This window comes from Mycobacterium sp. 4858, from assembly GCF_900240975.1.
In the GTDB taxonomy this organism is placed as follows: Bacteria; Actinomycetota; Actinomycetes; order Mycobacteriales; family Mycobacteriaceae; genus Mycobacterium.
The window spans coordinates 572966-587527 of sequence record NZ_LT968775.1 but is presented as its reverse complement, the minus strand read 5'-3'; the positions used below and the strand labels follow the sequence as shown (position 1 = coordinate 587527).

At 69.0% G+C, this 14562-nt stretch carries 13 protein-coding genes; 4 read left to right on the top strand and 9 right to left on the bottom strand.

The annotated features are described in order from the left end of the window. Nucleotides 1–329: 329 nt before the first annotated feature. Genes C1737_RS02660 through C1737_RS02650 form a run of 3 tightly spaced genes read right to left on the bottom strand, consistent with a single transcriptional unit; the run spans nucleotide 330 to nucleotide 4121 of the window. Nucleotides 330–1193 (bottom strand): carboxymuconolactone decarboxylase family protein, encoded by an 864-nt coding sequence (locus C1737_RS02660; protein WP_102417142.1) that lies wholly within the window; start codon nucleotides 1191–1193, stop codon nucleotides 330–332. A 40-nt stretch (nucleotides 1194–1233) separates the two neighbouring features. Then, nucleotides 1234–2607 carry a TldD/PmbA family protein gene (locus tag C1737_RS02655; RefSeq protein ID WP_102417141.1) on the bottom strand — a complete coding sequence of 458 codons (1374 nt, stop codon included), beginning with the start codon at nucleotides 2605–2607 and terminating at the stop codon, nucleotides 1234–1236. After that, nucleotides 2604–4121 carry a TldD/PmbA family protein gene (locus C1737_RS02650; RefSeq protein WP_102417749.1) on the bottom strand — a complete coding sequence of 506 codons (1518 nt, stop codon included), beginning with the start codon at nucleotides 4119–4121 and terminating at the stop codon, nucleotides 2604–2606. Before C1737_RS02650 ends, C1737_RS02655 begins: the two co-directional genes overlap by 4 nt. Before the next feature lie 74 nt (nucleotides 4122–4195). On the opposite strand from C1737_RS02650, the gene C1737_RS02645 reads away from it, so the two are divergent. The 3 genes from C1737_RS02645 (at nucleotide 4196) to C1737_RS02635 (ending at nucleotide 7284) form a co-directional block, all read left to right on the top strand. Next, nucleotides 4196–5065: a carbohydrate ABC transporter permease gene (locus C1737_RS02645; RefSeq protein ID WP_102417748.1), complete on the top strand. Its 870-nt coding sequence runs from the start codon at nucleotides 4196–4198 to the stop codon at nucleotides 5063–5065. Beyond that, the gene (locus C1737_RS02640; RefSeq protein ID WP_068094831.1) at nucleotides 5052–5867 is read left to right on the top strand and encodes a carbohydrate ABC transporter permease; all 816 of its coding nucleotides are present in this window, start codon (nucleotides 5052–5054) and stop codon (nucleotides 5865–5867) included. Before C1737_RS02645 ends, C1737_RS02640 begins: the two co-directional genes overlap by 14 nt. Nucleotides 5868–5946: 79 nt before the next feature. Next, nucleotides 5947–7284 (top strand): sugar ABC transporter substrate-binding protein, encoded by a 1338-nt coding sequence (locus tag C1737_RS02635; RefSeq protein ID WP_102417140.1) that lies wholly within the window; start codon nucleotides 5947–5949, stop codon nucleotides 7282–7284. On the opposite strand, the gene C1737_RS02630 is transcribed toward C1737_RS02635, so the two are convergent. Genes C1737_RS02630 through ddaH form a run of 4 tightly spaced genes read right to left on the bottom strand, consistent with a single transcriptional unit; the run spans nucleotide 7281 to nucleotide 11715 of the window. Continuing rightward, a complete protein-coding gene (locus tag C1737_RS02630; RefSeq protein WP_067918310.1) occupies nucleotides 7281–8159 on the bottom strand; it encodes a universal stress protein in 879 nt (292 codons plus the stop codon). The genes C1737_RS02635 and C1737_RS02630 overlap by 4 nt on opposite strands. Further along, complete coding sequence (locus C1737_RS02625; RefSeq protein WP_067918308.1) at nucleotides 8156–9601, bottom strand: amino acid permease; 1446 nt, start codon at nucleotides 9599–9601, stop codon at nucleotides 8156–8158. Before C1737_RS02625 ends, C1737_RS02630 begins: the two co-directional genes overlap by 4 nt. 24 nt (nucleotides 9602–9625) lie before the next feature. After that, complete coding sequence (gene rocD / locus C1737_RS02620; protein ID WP_102417139.1) at nucleotides 9626–10861, bottom strand: ornithine--oxo-acid transaminase; 1236 nt, start codon at nucleotides 10859–10861, stop codon at nucleotides 9626–9628. Continuing rightward, nucleotides 10858–11715 carry a dimethylargininase gene (gene ddaH / locus C1737_RS02615; RefSeq protein ID WP_102417138.1) on the bottom strand — a complete coding sequence of 286 codons (858 nt, stop codon included), beginning with the start codon at nucleotides 11713–11715 and terminating at the stop codon, nucleotides 10858–10860. Before ddaH ends, rocD begins: the two co-directional genes overlap by 4 nt. A gap of 122 nt (nucleotides 11716–11837) precedes the next feature. Here ddaH and C1737_RS02610 point away from each other — a divergent pair, with 122 nt between their 5' ends. After that, nucleotides 11838–12284, top strand: a complete 447-nt coding sequence (locus C1737_RS02610; protein WP_067918302.1) for an Lrp/AsnC family transcriptional regulator — start codon at nucleotides 11838–11840, stop codon at nucleotides 12282–12284. Here the strand turns inward: C1737_RS02610 and C1737_RS02605 are convergent. Together C1737_RS02605 and C1737_RS02600 are read right to left on the bottom strand one after the other, a co-directional pair. Next, nucleotides 12281–14104, bottom strand: coding sequence for a sulfatase-like hydrolase/transferase (locus tag C1737_RS02605; protein WP_102417137.1), 1824 nt, complete (start codon nucleotides 14102–14104; stop codon nucleotides 12281–12283). The genes C1737_RS02610 and C1737_RS02605 overlap by 4 nt on opposite strands. Then, the gene (locus tag C1737_RS02600; protein ID WP_102417136.1) at nucleotides 14097–14558 is read right to left on the bottom strand and encodes an SRPBCC family protein; all 462 of its coding nucleotides are present in this window, start codon (nucleotides 14556–14558) and stop codon (nucleotides 14097–14099) included. The genes C1737_RS02605 and C1737_RS02600 overlap by 8 nt, the downstream gene beginning before the upstream one ends. Between the last annotated feature and the right edge of the window lie 4 nt (nucleotides 14559–14562).

Here is a 14562-nt window from a genome sequence, read left to right as displayed (position 1 = left end):
GACAGCGAATCAGCCCACGGCTAACAGTCGCGCGGTCGACTGTCGTTAACTCAGGCGGCGCTGCCATCTGAGGATCACCGTCACGCATCAGTTTCGGTGCCGAGAGATAAATTTAGCCAGTGCCGGCGGCCTGAGCGACGAACTTTTGTTTGCGGAACCGTGTACGGAGGGTTAACATTTCCTACTTCGTCCCAGGGCGAACAATCATCGACGCGTCCGTGTCGCGCAGGGTGGCCGAGGCCGAGACGACGAGCGGATCCCGGGCATAACCAGCGGATACTCGTTCTGCGCCAGTCGTCGGGCAGCAGCCCTCCGCGTCGACGTAGCAGTCAGCTGAATACGGTCTGGCCGTCGGCACCCAGCAGATACCGCTCGGTACCCTGCTCGACGCGGGGGGCATCAGCGCCAAGCGCAACCGCGACCTTGTTGCTTGCGTTCCGCATGATGTCAAAGGTGAGCTCCACGGCCTCGGCTTCCGAGAACCGGGAGCGCACCTCGGCGACATCGTCGGCGGCGAGGTGCGCAGGGGTCCAAATTAACGCATCGACGTAGCGCAGCGCTGCTTTGACGCGGTCATCGAGCAAACGCGAGGCTTCGAAGCGGCCGATCTCGTCATATAGCGTCTCCGAACCGCCGGCATCGAGCGCTGTGGCCTCGCGCAGCGACTTGCACAACCGGCAGTTGTGCTGAGCCGCCCCGCGCAACCGGACCAGCTCGGAGGTGACCGGGTCGAGCGCGCGCATCCGGGCCACCGCGGGCAAGAAGTCGTTGAACACCAGGTTCGCCGGGTTCGTCGTGTGATCCCACGCGACGCCGTTCACCCAGCCCATGTACTCCGAACCGACGCCGAGTGCCTCCAGCCCGGCGCGCACTCGCGGGACGAAGTCGGCGACATACATCGAGACCACCACGCCGAAGGCGCCATCGCCCAGCTGCTTGACCAGCCGGGCCCGCTGGTCCTCGGTGATCGCGGAGACGTCGGCGCTGAACTGCTCGGCGAAGTCGGCGACGACGGCTTCAGCCTCCGATTCGGGCGCGCCGACCTCGACGGGGCTCGGCAGCGGTGGCAGCGACAGCGTCTCGGCGCACACCCGCCGGACGAGGGCCGCGACCCGAGCGTCCGCCGGGGACCCCGGAGACAGGGCCACCAACCGCGTCAGCTGATCTTCTCGAACCGAAACCGGAGCCGCCATTCGTCACACGCTAGAACGCGGCCCGCCCAGCGGCAATCGCCTATTGCGCCTGGCTGACCGACGACATGTAGAAGTCCGGTATCCGCAGCGACGGCATGGCCGCGCGGGTGGCCCAGTCGGACCACTCGCGGGGCAGGGTCTGCTCACTCACCCCGGCCTCGGTTGCCCGCCGCAGCAGGTCCAGCGGGCTCTCGTTGAAGCGGAAGTTGTTGACCGCGGCCGTCACCTCACCGTCCTCGATGAGGTAGACGCCGTCGCGGGTCAGCCCGGTGAGCAACAGCGTGGTCGGGTCGACCTCGCGGATGTACCACAGGGTGGTCAGCAGCAGGCCGCGTTCGGTGGCCGCGATCATGTCCGCAAGCTCGGCCGACCCGCCGGTCATCACCAGGTTGTCGGCGGCGACGGCGACCTCCGCATCGAATTTGGCGGCCGTCGCACGCGGGTAGGCCAGCGCGTTGATCACCCCGTTGCGGATCCAGTCCACCTGGCCGATCTCCATGCCGTTGTCGAACACCGACATCGTTTCCGACGAGCTGCTCACCGCGACGAACGGCGTGCACGTCAGGCCCGGCGCCATCGGGTCGGAAAACAGGGTCAGCGGCAGCTCGGTGAGCCGCTCCCCCACCCGCGTCCCGCCGCCGGGGGCCGAGAAGGCGGTGCGGCCCTCCCGCGCGCCCCGGCCGGCCATCGACCAGGCCAGGTACAGCATCATGTCGGCGACCGTGGAGGGCGGCATGATCGTCTCGTAGCGTCCCGCGGGCAGCCCCACGCTGCGCTCGGCCCACCCGAGCCGCATCGCCAACTCCTCGAGCAACGAATCCATTGGCACGTCGACGAAGTCGGGTGTGCCGATACCCGCCCAGGCGCTCGCGTCGCCGCGCTTGCCGTTGATCTCCACCGCCCCAGCGGGCTGCGTGTAGCGTCGGCGCAGCCCCGTCGACGACGCCAGGAACGTCGTCGAAACGCTATGGTGCGCAAAGCCGTACAGGCGGTCGGTGCCGCGGAAGCCGCGGCTCAGGGAGTCGGCGACGTCGGCGAACACCAGGGGGCCGGTGCCGGGCGCCGGCGCGTCCCAGTCAACGGGCATCCCGGTGTCGGCCAGCAGCGGCGCAGCGTCACCGGCCTCGGGCGCCGAGCGGGCCGCCTCCTGGGACGCCGCCACCAGCTCGGGAATCACCCGCGGGTCGACCTCGGCCGAGACCATGGTGCCGATCCGCGCGCTGGATCCTTGGCGGACGACGGAGATCACCGTGATGCTGCGATTGACCGAAACACCGTTGGTGGTCATCGAATTGCCGGCCCAGCGCAGCGTCGCCTCGACCTTGTCGGTGACGAGCACCATGGTCTCGCTGGCGCCACCGAGCTTGGCCGCCTCGTCCAAAACGAGGTTGACGACGTGCTGCGGGGTGATCATCGGCCGCCCTCGGTCCGGGTGTTGAGCACGTTTACGCCGCGGAACAACGCCGACGGGCAGCCGTGGCTGACCGGGGCGATCTGGCCGGGCTGCGCCTTGCCGCAGTTGAAGGCGCCCCCCAGCCGCCACGTCGACGGGCCGCCCACGGCCTCCATGGAGTTCCAGAACTCGGTGGTGGTGGCCTGGTAGGCGACGTCTCGCAATTGGCCGTCCAGCCGGCCGTCGCGGATGCGGAAGAACCGTTGACCGGTGAACTGAAAGTTGTAGCGCTGCATGTCGATCGACCACGACTTGTCGCCGATGATGTAGATGCCGTCCTCGACGCGGCCGATCAGGTCGGCGGTGCTGACGTCCTCGCGGGCGGGCTGCAGCGACACGTTGGCCATCCGCTGAATCGGCACGTGATGCGGGGAGTCGGCATACGAGCACCCGTTGGACCGCGGCTGCCCCAGACGCGGAGCGAACACCCGGTCAAGTTGATAGCCGACGAACACCCCGTCGCGCACCAGGTCCCAGCTTTGCGCCGCCACCCCTTCGTCGTCGTAGCCGATGGTGGCCAACCCGTGCTGGACGGTGCGGTCGGCGGTCACGTTCATCACCGGGGAGCCGTACCGCATGCTGCCGAGTTTGTCCGGCGTGGCGAACGACGTTCCGGCGTAGGCGGCCTCGTAGCCGATGGCGCGGTCGTATTCGGTTGCGTGGCCGATGGATTCGTGAATCGTGAGCCACAGGTTGGTGGGGTCGATCACCAGGTCTGTGCGGCCCGCGGTGACGCTGGGCGCTTTGACCTTTTCGGCCAGCAGCGACGGCAGCTGTGCGAGCTCGTCGGTCCAGTTCCACACGTCGTCGCCGGTCAGCACTTCCCAGCCGCGTCCCATCGGCGGCGCCAGCGTGCGCATCGAGTCGAAACTGCCCGCGGCGGGGTCGACGGTCACCGCCTCCAGCGACGGCTGCACCCGGACCCGCTGCTGGGTGATCGACGACCCGAAGGTGTCGGCGTAGAACGTCTGCTCCTTGACGGCCGTGAGAACCGCCGACACGTGGTCGACGCCGTCGGCGCTGAGCAACCGGCCGGAGTATTCCTCGAGCACGCCGATCTTGTCGGTCGCCGGGATGCTGAACGGGTCGATCCGGTAATCCGAAACCCAGGTGGCATCGGCATACACCGGCTCGGGCGCCAATTCCACGCGCTCACTGTTCAGCGTCGCCAGGGTGGTGGCGACCTGCACGGCGCGCCGCGCGGTCTCGGCGGCCACCGAGGGCGCCAGCTCCGCGTGCGAGGCGAATCCCCACGTGCCGTCGACGATCACCCGCACCGCCAGCCCCACCTCGCGATTGACCACCGCCGTCTCCAGTTCGCCGTCGCGCAGCTGGATGATCTCGGTCACGACGCGGTGAACCCGCAGGTCGGCGTAGCTGGCGCCGGCCGCGGTGGCCGCCGACAGCGCGGCGTCGGCCAGCTGGTGGCGCGGCAGGTTGAGGAAGTCGGCATCGATCCCCCGGTTCGGTGTCACGGCTCCACCGTAACGGCCGTTCACGCCAAACCCCGGCGCCGCCCGCTTTAATTACCTCCATGGCCAGCGGCGCCCTGAGGACACAGCCTCGCTCCACCGCGCTGGGCTACGCCCTGCTGGCGCCCAGCCTGTTCGGCGTCGTCGCCTTCTTGTTGCTGCCCATCCTGGTGGTGATCTGGCTGAGCCTCTACCGCTGGGACCTGCTGGGCCCGCTGCGCTATGTGGGCCTGGCCAACTGGCGCTCGGTGCTCGCGGATCACGGCTTCGCCAACTCGCTGATCGTGACGGCGCTCTTCGTGGCGATCGTCGTTCCGGCCCAGACGGTGCTGGGCCTGGTTGCCGCGTCCATGCTGGCCCGCCGGCTTCCCGGCACGGGCCTGTTCCGCACCCTGTACGTGTTGCCGTGGATCTGCGCACCGCTGGCGATCGCGGTGCTGTGGCGGTGGATTCTGGCCCCGACGGACGGGGCCGTGAGCACCCTGCTGGGGCACAGCATCGAATGGCTGTCCGACCCCACATTCGCGTTGCCGCTCGTCTCGGCCGTGGTCGTGTGGACCAACGTCGGATACGTCTCGCTGTCGTTCCTGGCCGGCCTGCTGGCGATCCCCGAGGACGTGCAGGCCGCCGCGCGGACCGATGGCGCCAACGCGTGGCAACGGTTCTGGCGCATCACCCTGCCGATGCTGCGGCCGACGACGTTCTTCGTCCTGGTGACCGGGATCGTCAGCACCGCACAGGTTTTCGACATGGTGTACGCGTTGACCGGCGGCGGCCCCGGAGGCAGCACCGACCTGGTGGCCCACCGCATCTACGCGGAGGCCTTCGGCTCGGCGGCCATCGGGCGTGCGTCGGTGATGGCGGTGGTGTTGTTCGTCATCCTGATCGGCGTCACGGTCGTGCAGCATCTCTACTTCCGCCGGCGGATCAGCTATGACCTCACCTAGCCGGCTCGTCGTCTACGCGGGACTCGTCCTGGGTGCGGTGATCACGTTGGTGCCCTTCGCCCTTGGCTTATTGACCTCGTTCACCTCAGCACACCAGTTCGCCACGGGTACGCCCCTGCAGCTGCCGCGCCCCTTCACGCTGGCCAACTACGCCGACCTCGGCGGGGCCGGATTCGGCCGGGCGGCGGCCGTGACCGCCTTGATGACGGCGGTGATCCTGGTGGGCCAGTTGACCTTTTCGGTGCTGGCCGCATACGCGTTCGCGCGGTTGGACTTTCCCGGACGCGACGCGCTGTTCTGGGTCTACATCGCCACCTTGATGGTGCCGGGCACGGTCACCGTGGTGCCGATGTATCTCATGATGGCCCAGCTCGGTCTGCGTAACACGTTCTGGGCGCTGGTGCTGCCGTTCATGTTCGGCTCGCCGTACGCGATCTTCCTGCTGCGCGAGCACTTTCGCATCATCCCCAACGACCTGATCAACGCCGCCCACCTGGACGGGGCCAACACCTTGGACGTGATCGTGCACGTGGTGATCCCGTCCAGCCGGCCGGTGCTGGCGGCCTTGACACTGATCACGGTGGTCTCGCAGTGGAACAACTTCATGTGGCCGTTGGTGATCACCAGCGGGCACAAGTGGCGGGTACTCACGGTGGCGACGGCCGATCTGCAGTCGCGGTTCAACTCGCAGTGGACGTTGGTGATGGCGGCGACGACCGTCGCGATCGTCCCGCTGATCGCGCTTTTCGTGGTCTTCCAGCGTCACATCGTCGCGTCGATCGTCGTCTCGGGGCTCAAGTGAGCCGCTCACGCGCCGAGAGTGCGGTCACGGCCGCGATTCCGGGCGCTCCACGACCATCGCGGCAATCTCGGCGCGCACCATGACCCGGCCCCGCGTTTCGACGCTGATGGCTTCGGCGCTCGCGCTGGTCGCGGTCCTGTTGGGCGCGACCGCGGTGCTGCTCGACTACTCCGGCCAGCCGGCCGGCGGCAAGATCGTTGTGACGGTGCGGGTCTGGGCCGAGCAGATCGCCGCGGCCTACCGGCGGTCGTTCGAGGCGTTCAACCGCACGCATCCCGATATCGCGGTGCACACCAGCGTGGTCGCGTATCCGACCTACTTCGACACGCTGCGCACCGATGTCGCCGGCGGCAGCGTCGACGACATCTTCTGGCTCTCCAACGCCTACCTGGCCGCCTACGCCGACAGCGGCCGGCTGATGGACATCGGCGCGGCCCTCGGACCGGGCTCCGCCTCGGCGTGGGACTCGGCGGTCGTCGGCCAGTTCACCCGCGGGGGCGCGCTGTGGGGGGTGCCACAGCTGACCGACGCCGGGATCGCGCTGTATTACAACGCCGACCTGCTCGCCGCGGCCGGCGTCCAACCCGCCCAGCTGAACGGCTTGCGGTGGGGCGCCGGCGGTGACGACACGCTGCGCCCGATGCTGGCCCGGCTCACCGTCGACGCCGACGGACGTCGCGGCGGCACCGCGGGTTTCGACGCCGGACGGGTTCGGCAGTGGGGCTACAACGCCGCCAATGATCCGCAGGGGATCTACCTCAACTACATCGGCTCGGCCGGGGGGGTCTTCCAGCGTGGCGACGACTTCGCGTTCGACAATCCCGGGGCGGTGCAGGCCTTCCGTTATCTGGTCGGCCTCATCAACGACGACCACGTCGCGCCGCCCGCCTCGGACACCAACGACAACGGCGACTTCTCCCGTAACCAGTTCCTGGCCGGCAGGATGGCGCTCTTCCAGTCCGGCACCTACAACCTTGCGCCGGTGGCCCGCGATGCCCGCTTCCACTGGGGTGTGACGATGATGCCGTCGGGCCCGGCCGGCCGGGTGAGCGTCACCAATGGCATTGCGGCGGTGGGCAATTCCGCGACGAAACATCCCGGCGCGGTGCGCCAGGTCCTGGCCTGGATGGGTAGCAAACCGGGCAACGAGTTCTTGGGCCGCGAGGGAGCGGCGATCCCGGCGGTCCTGTCGGCTCAGCCGGTCTACTTCGACTACTGGTCGGCCCGGGGCGTGGACGTCACACCCTTCTTCAGCGTGCTCGACGGCCCGCGCATCGCGGCGCCGGGGGGCGCCGGTTTTCCGGCCGGTAACGACGCCCTGCAGCCCTACTTCGATGAGATGTTCCTGGGCCGTGGCGATGTCGCGGCGACCCTGAAACGCGCGCAAGCGGCCGCCAACGCCGCGGCGCAGCGTTAGCCGGGCAGCACCAGCACCGGCACCGGGCTCTCGCGGATGATCTTGGTGCTGCGGGAACCGAGGAAGACGCGCCGGATGTCGCCGCGCGGCCGGGTGCCCAGTGCCAGGATCTCGCCCTCCTGCCAATCCGCCTTCGCCAGCGCCTCTTTCCAGCTGCGGCCGGTGACCACCTGCAGCGCGACGTCGTCGCTGACGATCTCGTCCGTCTTGAGCTCTTGGAGGATGTCTCGCACTTGTGACGCCCAGGCCTGCAGCACCTGATCCTCGACCTCGAGCCCCACCTCCGGCGGATACATCGTCTTGCCGCGGACTGCGAACGTGATGACCCGGACCGGCACACCGAATCGCTGCCCGAATTCGAAGCAGCGCTTCACCACATCGATCGAGTCCGGGGTGGCCGAGTAGGCGCAGGTGAGGCGGGTCAACTTGCCTTGGTTCGAACGGTATTCGCGCGGGCTGATGGCCACCGGCACGGTCGAGGCGTGCAGCAGCCAGTCGGCGGTGGAACCGATCAGCACTTGACCGCGGCCGCCGCTGGGCAACGAGCCCAGCACCAGCACGTCGGCGTCGACCTCCTGGATGACCTCGAGGAGCCCACCCGACACCGATCCGTGCGCGCGGTGCGCGTAGTTGACCTCGATCCCGTCGGCCATCGTGGCCAAAATCCCGGCGGCCTCGTTCGCCGACTCCGCGGCCAGGGCGTCGGCCCACAGCTCGAACTCCGCGTCGACACGGGCGCGCGACGGCGTCAGCCACGGCTTGGGCACGATGGTCGCGACGGTCAGCGAGGTGCCGCGGGTGCGCGCGATGCGCACCCCCAGGTGCAATCCCGAGAGCCCGACCTGGCCGGCCCGGTACCCGACGACGACGGTCACAGCGCGTCCCGCTGCAGGGATTGGCTGTTGAGCGCGCTGTGATGGCGGCCCCACACGAAGTAGAAGATTAGCGCGAGCGCGAGCCAGCCGCCGAACGCGATCCAGGTGTACCAGTGCAAGCTGACGAGGATGTAGCCGCACGCCAACACCGAAAGGACCGGCGTCACGGGGTAACCCGGGACCTTGAAGCCCCGTGGCAGGTCGGGCTCGCGCACCCGCAGGATGATCACACCCACGGATACGACGACGAACGCGGTGAGCGTGCCGATGGACACCATGTCCGCCAACTTGTCCAGCGGTATGAAGGCGGCCAGCGCCGAGGCCGCGATAGCCACGATCACCGTGTTGCTCACGGGCGTCATGGTGCGCGTGTTCACCCGCGCGAATCGCGAGGGCAGCAGCCCGTCGCGACCCATGGCGAACAGGATGCGCGTCTGCCCGTACATGGTGACCAGCGTGACCGAGAAGATCGAGATCACCGCCCCCGCAGCCAGAATGGTGCTGGCCCAGCTGCCGCGCGTGACGTTGTCGAGGATGGTGGCCAGCCCGGCCTCCTGCTGTCCGGCGAACTCCTGCCACGGTTGAGTGCCGAGCGCGGCCAGCGCGACGAACAGGTAAACGCCGGTCACGGTCAGCAGCGCCGCGATCAGCGCGCGCGGCATGGTCTTCTGCGGGTTCTTCACCTCGTCGCCCGCGGTCGACACCGCGTCGAGGCCGATGTAGGAGAAGAAGATGGTGCCGGCGGCCGAGCCGATGCCCGCGGCGCCGAAGGGCGCGAAGTCGCGCAGGTGGGTCGCGTCGAAGGCGGTGAACGCGACGACGACGAAGATCACCAGCACGCCCAGCTTGATCAGCACCATGATCGTGTTGACTTTGGCCGATTCGCTGGCGCCGCGGATGAGCAGGACGGCGCACATCGCGAGCAGGATGATCGCCGGCAGATTCACCAAGCCGGGTTGCGCATCCCAGGGCGCGGCGGACAACGCGTGCGGGAATTGGATTCCGAGGATATTGCTGAGCAGCTTGTTGAGGTAGCCGCTCCAGTTGACCGCGACCGCGGCCGTCGACACCCCGTATTCCAGCAGCAGGCAGGCGGCCACCCCGATCGCGACGACCTCGCCCAGCGTGGTGTACGCGTAGGAATACGACGACCCCGAAACCGGTACCGCGGAAGCTAATTCGGCGTAACAGATGGCGGCGAGCCCGGCCGCGAGCCCGGCGATGAGGAACGACAGGATCACGCCGGGGCCGGCCTCGGGAACGGCCTGAGACATGACGAAGAAGATGCCCGTCCCGACGGTCGAGCCGACACCGAACATGGTCAGCTGGAAAGTCCCGATGCTCCGCTTGAGATGGTCCGCGGCCCCGTAGGCGACGACGTTGCCCACGACTGGACGGCGCCGCAGCATCTGCTCCCTCAGGCTGATCGACGTCGGTGGCATGCCCCTCCTTGCTCGATCAGCTGATTATGGGCCAGCCTCCCGCAACGCCATAGCGAACTGCTCAACCGCCCAGTCGATTTCTTGCGCGCTGATCACCAGCGGGGGCGCGAACCGCAGCGTCGAGGAGTGGGTGTCCTTCACCAGCACACCGCGGTCGGCCAGCCGAAGGCTCATCCGCTTGCCCGTCCCGAGCACCGGGTCGATGTCGACGCCGGCCCACAGGCCCACCCCGCGCACCGCCCGCACACCGTGGCCCACCAGTTCGCGCAGGCGCGCGTGCAGGCGCGCGCCCAACTCCGCCGAGCGGGCCTGAAACTCTCCGCGGCCCAGCATGGCGACCACCGTGCTGCCGATCGCGGCGGCCAACGGGTTGCCGCCGAAGGTGGAGCCGTGTTCGCCGGGGTGCAGCACGCCCAGGACCTCGCGGTCGGCGACGACCGCCGACAGCGGGACCACGCCGCCGCCCAGCGCCTTGCCCAGCAGGTAGACGTCGGGCACCACGCCCCAGTGGTCGCAGGCGAAGGTGTGCCCCGTGCGCGCCAGGCCGGACTGGATCTCGTCGGCGATCATCAGCACGCGGTGCCTGCTGCACAGCGCGCGGACCGTCGGCAGGTAGTCGTCGGGCGGGACGACGATGCCCGCCTCCCCCTGGATCGGTTCGAGCAGCACCGCGACGGTGTGGTCATCGATGGCGCGGGCCAGTGCGGCGGCATCGCCGAAGGGTACCGAGCGGAACCCGGGGGTGAACGGTCCGAATCCCGCCCGCGCCGTCGGGTCCGAGGAGAAGCCGACGATGCTGATCGTGCGGCCGTGAAAGTTGTTGTCCGCCACGATGATGTTGGCCCGTCCGTCGGGGACGCCCTTGACGTCGGTACCCCATTTGCGTGCGACCTTGAGGCCGCTCTCCACCGCTTCGGCGCCCGAGTTCATCGGCAACACCAGGTCCTTGCCGCACAGCCGCGCGAGGGCGGCGCAGAACGGGCCGAGCGTGTCGCAGTGGAACGCGCGGCTCACCAACGTGACGGTGTCGAGCTGCGCATGGGCCGTCGCGGTGATCTCGGGGTTGCGATGGCCGAAGTTGACCGCCGAGTAGGCGGCCAGGCAGTCCAGGTAGCGCCGGCCCTCGACATCGGTGATCCAGGCACCCTCGGCGCTGGCCGCCACCACGGGCAACGGCGAATAGTTGTGCGCGGCATGGCGTTCGACCAGGCCGATCGCGGCCTGCGTTCGGGTGGACGTCCGGGCGTCGAGGATCGTCATGGAAACAACTCCAATGTGCAGCACTTGACCGAGCCGCCACCCTTGAGGAGCTCGGACAGGTCGACGCCGACGGGCTCGAAGCCGGCGTCGCGCAATTGCCCGGCGAAACCCGTTGCGGCCGAGGGAAGGACGACGCGCAGTCCGTCGGAGACGACGTTGAGGCCCAGCACGAACGCGTCGGCGCTGCCGACCACGATCGCGTCGGGAAACAGCGCGCGCAGTTGGTCCTGCGCCGCGGTGCTGAACGCCGGCGGGTAGAACGCGATCGTATGGTCGTCGAGTACGGCCAGCGCGGTGTCGAGATGGTAGAAGCGCGGATCGACCAACTCCAGCGAGACCACCGGCACCCTCAGCGCCGCGGAAATCTCCGCGTGCGCACGCCGGTCGGTGCGAAAGCCGTAGCCCGCCAACACCGTTTCGCCGATCATCAGCAAGTCGCCCTGCCCCTCGTTGACGTGACGGGTGGACACGGGCCGGTACCCGAGCGAAGACATCCATTGGGCGTAGGCCTGCGACTCGCCGGCCCGCTCCGCGAATCGAAACCTCGCGACGATCGCGACATCGCCGGCGATGAATCCGCCGTTGGCGGCGTAGACCATGTCCGGAAGCCCCGGCGCCGGCCCGATCACCTCGACCTGATGCCCTAACCGAAGGTAGGTGGTGCGCAGGTCGTCCCACTGGGCCTGCGCGCGGCCGACATCGACGGGTGTGGCGACGTCCATCCAGGGGTTTATCGCGTACTCGACGGCGAAGAACGCCGGCGGCGTCATCGCGTACCGGCGGGCGCGGGGCGTGCGGACCCGGCGGCCGGGTGCCGAGCCGGACCCGGCCGCCACCACGTATTGTTCCGTCATAGATCAACGGTATTTCGGCATCCTGACACAATCAAACGCTATATATTGCGTGTCTATAGGCGATTTATTGCGTAAGAGTGGCTTCGCCACCGATTCATTGCGCCCGATCGAAGGGAAGGGTGATGGAGCGCCTCGACGAGACCGACGCCCGCATCCTGGCCGAGCTGACCGAGCACGCGCGTGCAACGTTCGCCGAGATCGGCGAAAAGGTGAATCTGTCTGCCCCGGCGGTCAAGCGGCGCGTCGACCGGATGCTCGACGCCGGCGTCATCAAGGGCTTCACCACGATCGTCGACCGCAATGCGCTCGGCTGGAACACGGAAGCCTACGTGCAGGTGTTCTGCCACGGCACGATCGCGCCGGACCGGCTGCGGGCGGCCTGGGTGGACATGCCCGAGGTGGTCAGCGCCGCGACGGTGACCGGCACGTCGGACGCCATCCTGCACGTGCTGGCGCGCGACATGCGCCACCTGGAGGCCGCCCTCGAGCGGATCCGGTCGAGCGCGGACATCGAGCGCAGCGAGAGCATCGTGGTGTTGTCGAACCTCATCGACCGGATGCGGACTTAGCCCGGGCGCCGCGGCGTCACGACGTTGCCGATCAACCGCTTCAGCATCGACGGCCGCGCGCCGGATGGGCGGCGAGAGGCGTAGGGCCACGGCACGTTTCGCTCCGGAACGGAGTCGGCCCGGACGTGTTTGAGCCGCGCTCGCAGGTGCGCGCGCAGGGCATGCAGGTCGGGATCGGCCCACCGGTTGACGGCTTCGATCGGATCGGCGGTGAGGTCGTACAGCTCCCACTGGTCGTCGAGCGGGGACGTGCGGTACGCGTCTCCGCCGAGCCCGTTGGCCGCCAAGTGCCGCACCCCCGGCTCCGTCCAGGTGCTCGGGTCGTCGAAGGTACGCACCAGCTTCCACAGGTGGCCCGCGCCACCGGTGGCCGCCGTCTCGTCGACGCGGACCACCAACCCCTCGAAGTTGGAGGCGGTGTGGGCCGGCACCCGGATGCGCAGCGGCGCGGGCGGATCGACGGTCCGCTTCAGCCGCCGCGCCAATCCCGATGCGCCGCTGTCCCCTTCGAGCATGTTGTCGCGGGTCATCAGGTAGACGGCGCGTGCCTCGTCCGCCGCCGCGCCGTCCACGATCGGCATGAGGTTCCGCCCGGGCAGCGGGTGCACTTCCGAGAACGACTCGGCCAGCGTGGCGGCCGCCGCGGCGACGTCGACGCCCGCCGCCGCCAGCAGGGTGGGGACCAGGTCGACGTGTGAGGTCGGCGCCGTGACGCGGCGTGGCCGCGTCGACCGCTCGCCGATGCGCGCGATGACGAAGGGAACGCGGGTGGCCTCGTCGTACAGGTTGAACCACTTCTGGTGCAGGCCGCCGTGGGCGCCCAGCAGGTCGCCGTGGTCGGCGGTGCGCACCAATACCGCGTCGCCCGAACCGCCTTCGGTGACCGCCCGCCTGACGCGATCGAGCGGGCCGTCCACCTCGGCGTGCAGCCGGTAGTACAGGTCGCGGTAGCGCTGCGCGTTGCGCTCATAGGTCCGCTCGATCGCGGGTGCGGGGCCGTAGCCGGAGTAATAGGCCTCGCGGAACGCGATCTGCGCCGCCGGCTTGGTGGACAGGTCTTCCTGCGCGGTGGGCGCGGCGGGCACCGCGGGCGGGTCGAGCGGCGACGGCTTGACCGGGCTCCGGCGCGACCAGGCCGGGAACAACACGATGTCGTGGGGATTGACGAAGCTGGCCACCAGGAGGAACGGACGCAACGCGGCGGGATCGCCCTGGCGGCGGCGGGCGTAACGATCGGCCAGCCAGGCGACCACCCGGTCGGCGATCAGCGGGTCGCGGCGCACGCCGGCGTCGGCCAATGCCGCCCCGTGCGGCTCCGGACCGACCCACCCGGAGAAACCGAACGGCCCCAGCGGATCTGCGGCCAGGTAGCGCCGCACCGCGGCGGCGTCGACGGCGCCGTTCTTGTCATTGGTGGCCAGCGGTCGGCCGGTCGAAGGGTCGGTGATATCGGCGTGCGAGATGTGCCACTTGCCGTCGTAATGGGTGTCGTATCCGGCGGCGCGGAACCAATTGCCCAGTGTGGGCACCTCACCCTGGCGCAACCAGCGCATGCGCGAATCGCCGGCGGTCTTTCCGATGCCATCGGTCTGGGTGACGCCGTGCAGGTCGGGGTAGTGCCCGGTGAAAATCGTTGGGCGGCTTGGCACGCAGGCCAGCGATCCGGTGTAGTGCCGGGTGAAGCTGACGCCGTGGTCGTCGAACCACTTGCGGCCGCCGAGCGTCCGGTCGCGCCACGCGAGCACGTCGGGGGCCTCGTACGGCGGCACCGCGCGTTCCTCGTCGGTCATGATGATGACGACGTCGGGGCGATCAGACACCAGCGTGCTCCAATCGATTCGCCAGGCCGGCGAGCATCGCCTCGGACTGTCGCACGAGGACGCGGCACAGGACAACTTCGGCCAGCTGTTGCGTTGCGTGCGGGCCGATTTCGACGGTGCTGGTGAGGGTCACCAGGGTGGTCGCGGCCGAATCACCGCCGGCGGGTGCCAGCGTCCAGCGGTTGGACACCCTGCGCAGGCGGCGTGGCAGGCCTTCGATGTCGTAGGCGAGGGCGCGGGGCGGGTCGAATTCGGTGATGCGCTCGACGAGGGCGTCGCGCTTGACCTGCACCCGGCGGGCCGTGCCGACGCCGGGTCCGTCGGGCCCGGAGTACAAGATGCACGAGTGATCGACGTTGCCGGCCCACGAACTGATCGACCCGAAGTCTGCGAGTGTTTCCCAGACGTCGCCGATGCGTGCCGCGATCGCGCGAGTCCGGTGGATGTCGGCCACCCGC

What these genes read in the sequence shown, in the direction of transcription:
- C1737_RS02660 (WP_102417142.1), bottom strand. Translation starts at nt 1,193, where the DNA reads ATGGCGGCTCCGGTTTCGGTTCGAGAAGATCAGCTGACGCGGTTGGTG.
- C1737_RS02655 (WP_102417141.1), bottom strand. Translation starts at nt 2,607, where the DNA reads ATGATCACCCCGCAGCACGTCGTCAACCTCGTTTTGGACGAGGCGGCC.
- C1737_RS02640 (WP_068094831.1), top strand. Translation starts at nt 5,052, where the DNA reads ATGACCTCACCTAGCCGGCTCGTCGTCTACGCGGGACTCGTCCTGGGT.
- C1737_RS02635 (WP_102417140.1), top strand. Translation starts at nt 5,947, where the DNA reads ATGACCCGGCCCCGCGTTTCGACGCTGATGGCTTCGGCGCTCGCGCTG.
- C1737_RS02625 (WP_067918308.1), bottom strand. Translation starts at nt 9,601, where the DNA reads ATGCCACCGACGTCGATCAGCCTGAGGGAGCAGATGCTGCGGCGCCGT.
- rocD (WP_102417139.1), bottom strand. Translation starts at nt 10,861, where the DNA reads ATGACGATCCTCGACGCCCGGACGTCCACCCGAACGCAGGCCGCGATC.
- ddaH (WP_102417138.1), bottom strand. Translation starts at nt 11,715, where the DNA reads ATGACGGAACAATACGTGGTGGCGGCCGGGTCCGGCTCGGCACCCGGC.
- C1737_RS02610 (WP_067918302.1), top strand. Translation starts at nt 11,838, where the DNA reads ATGGAGCGCCTCGACGAGACCGACGCCCGCATCCTGGCCGAGCTGACC.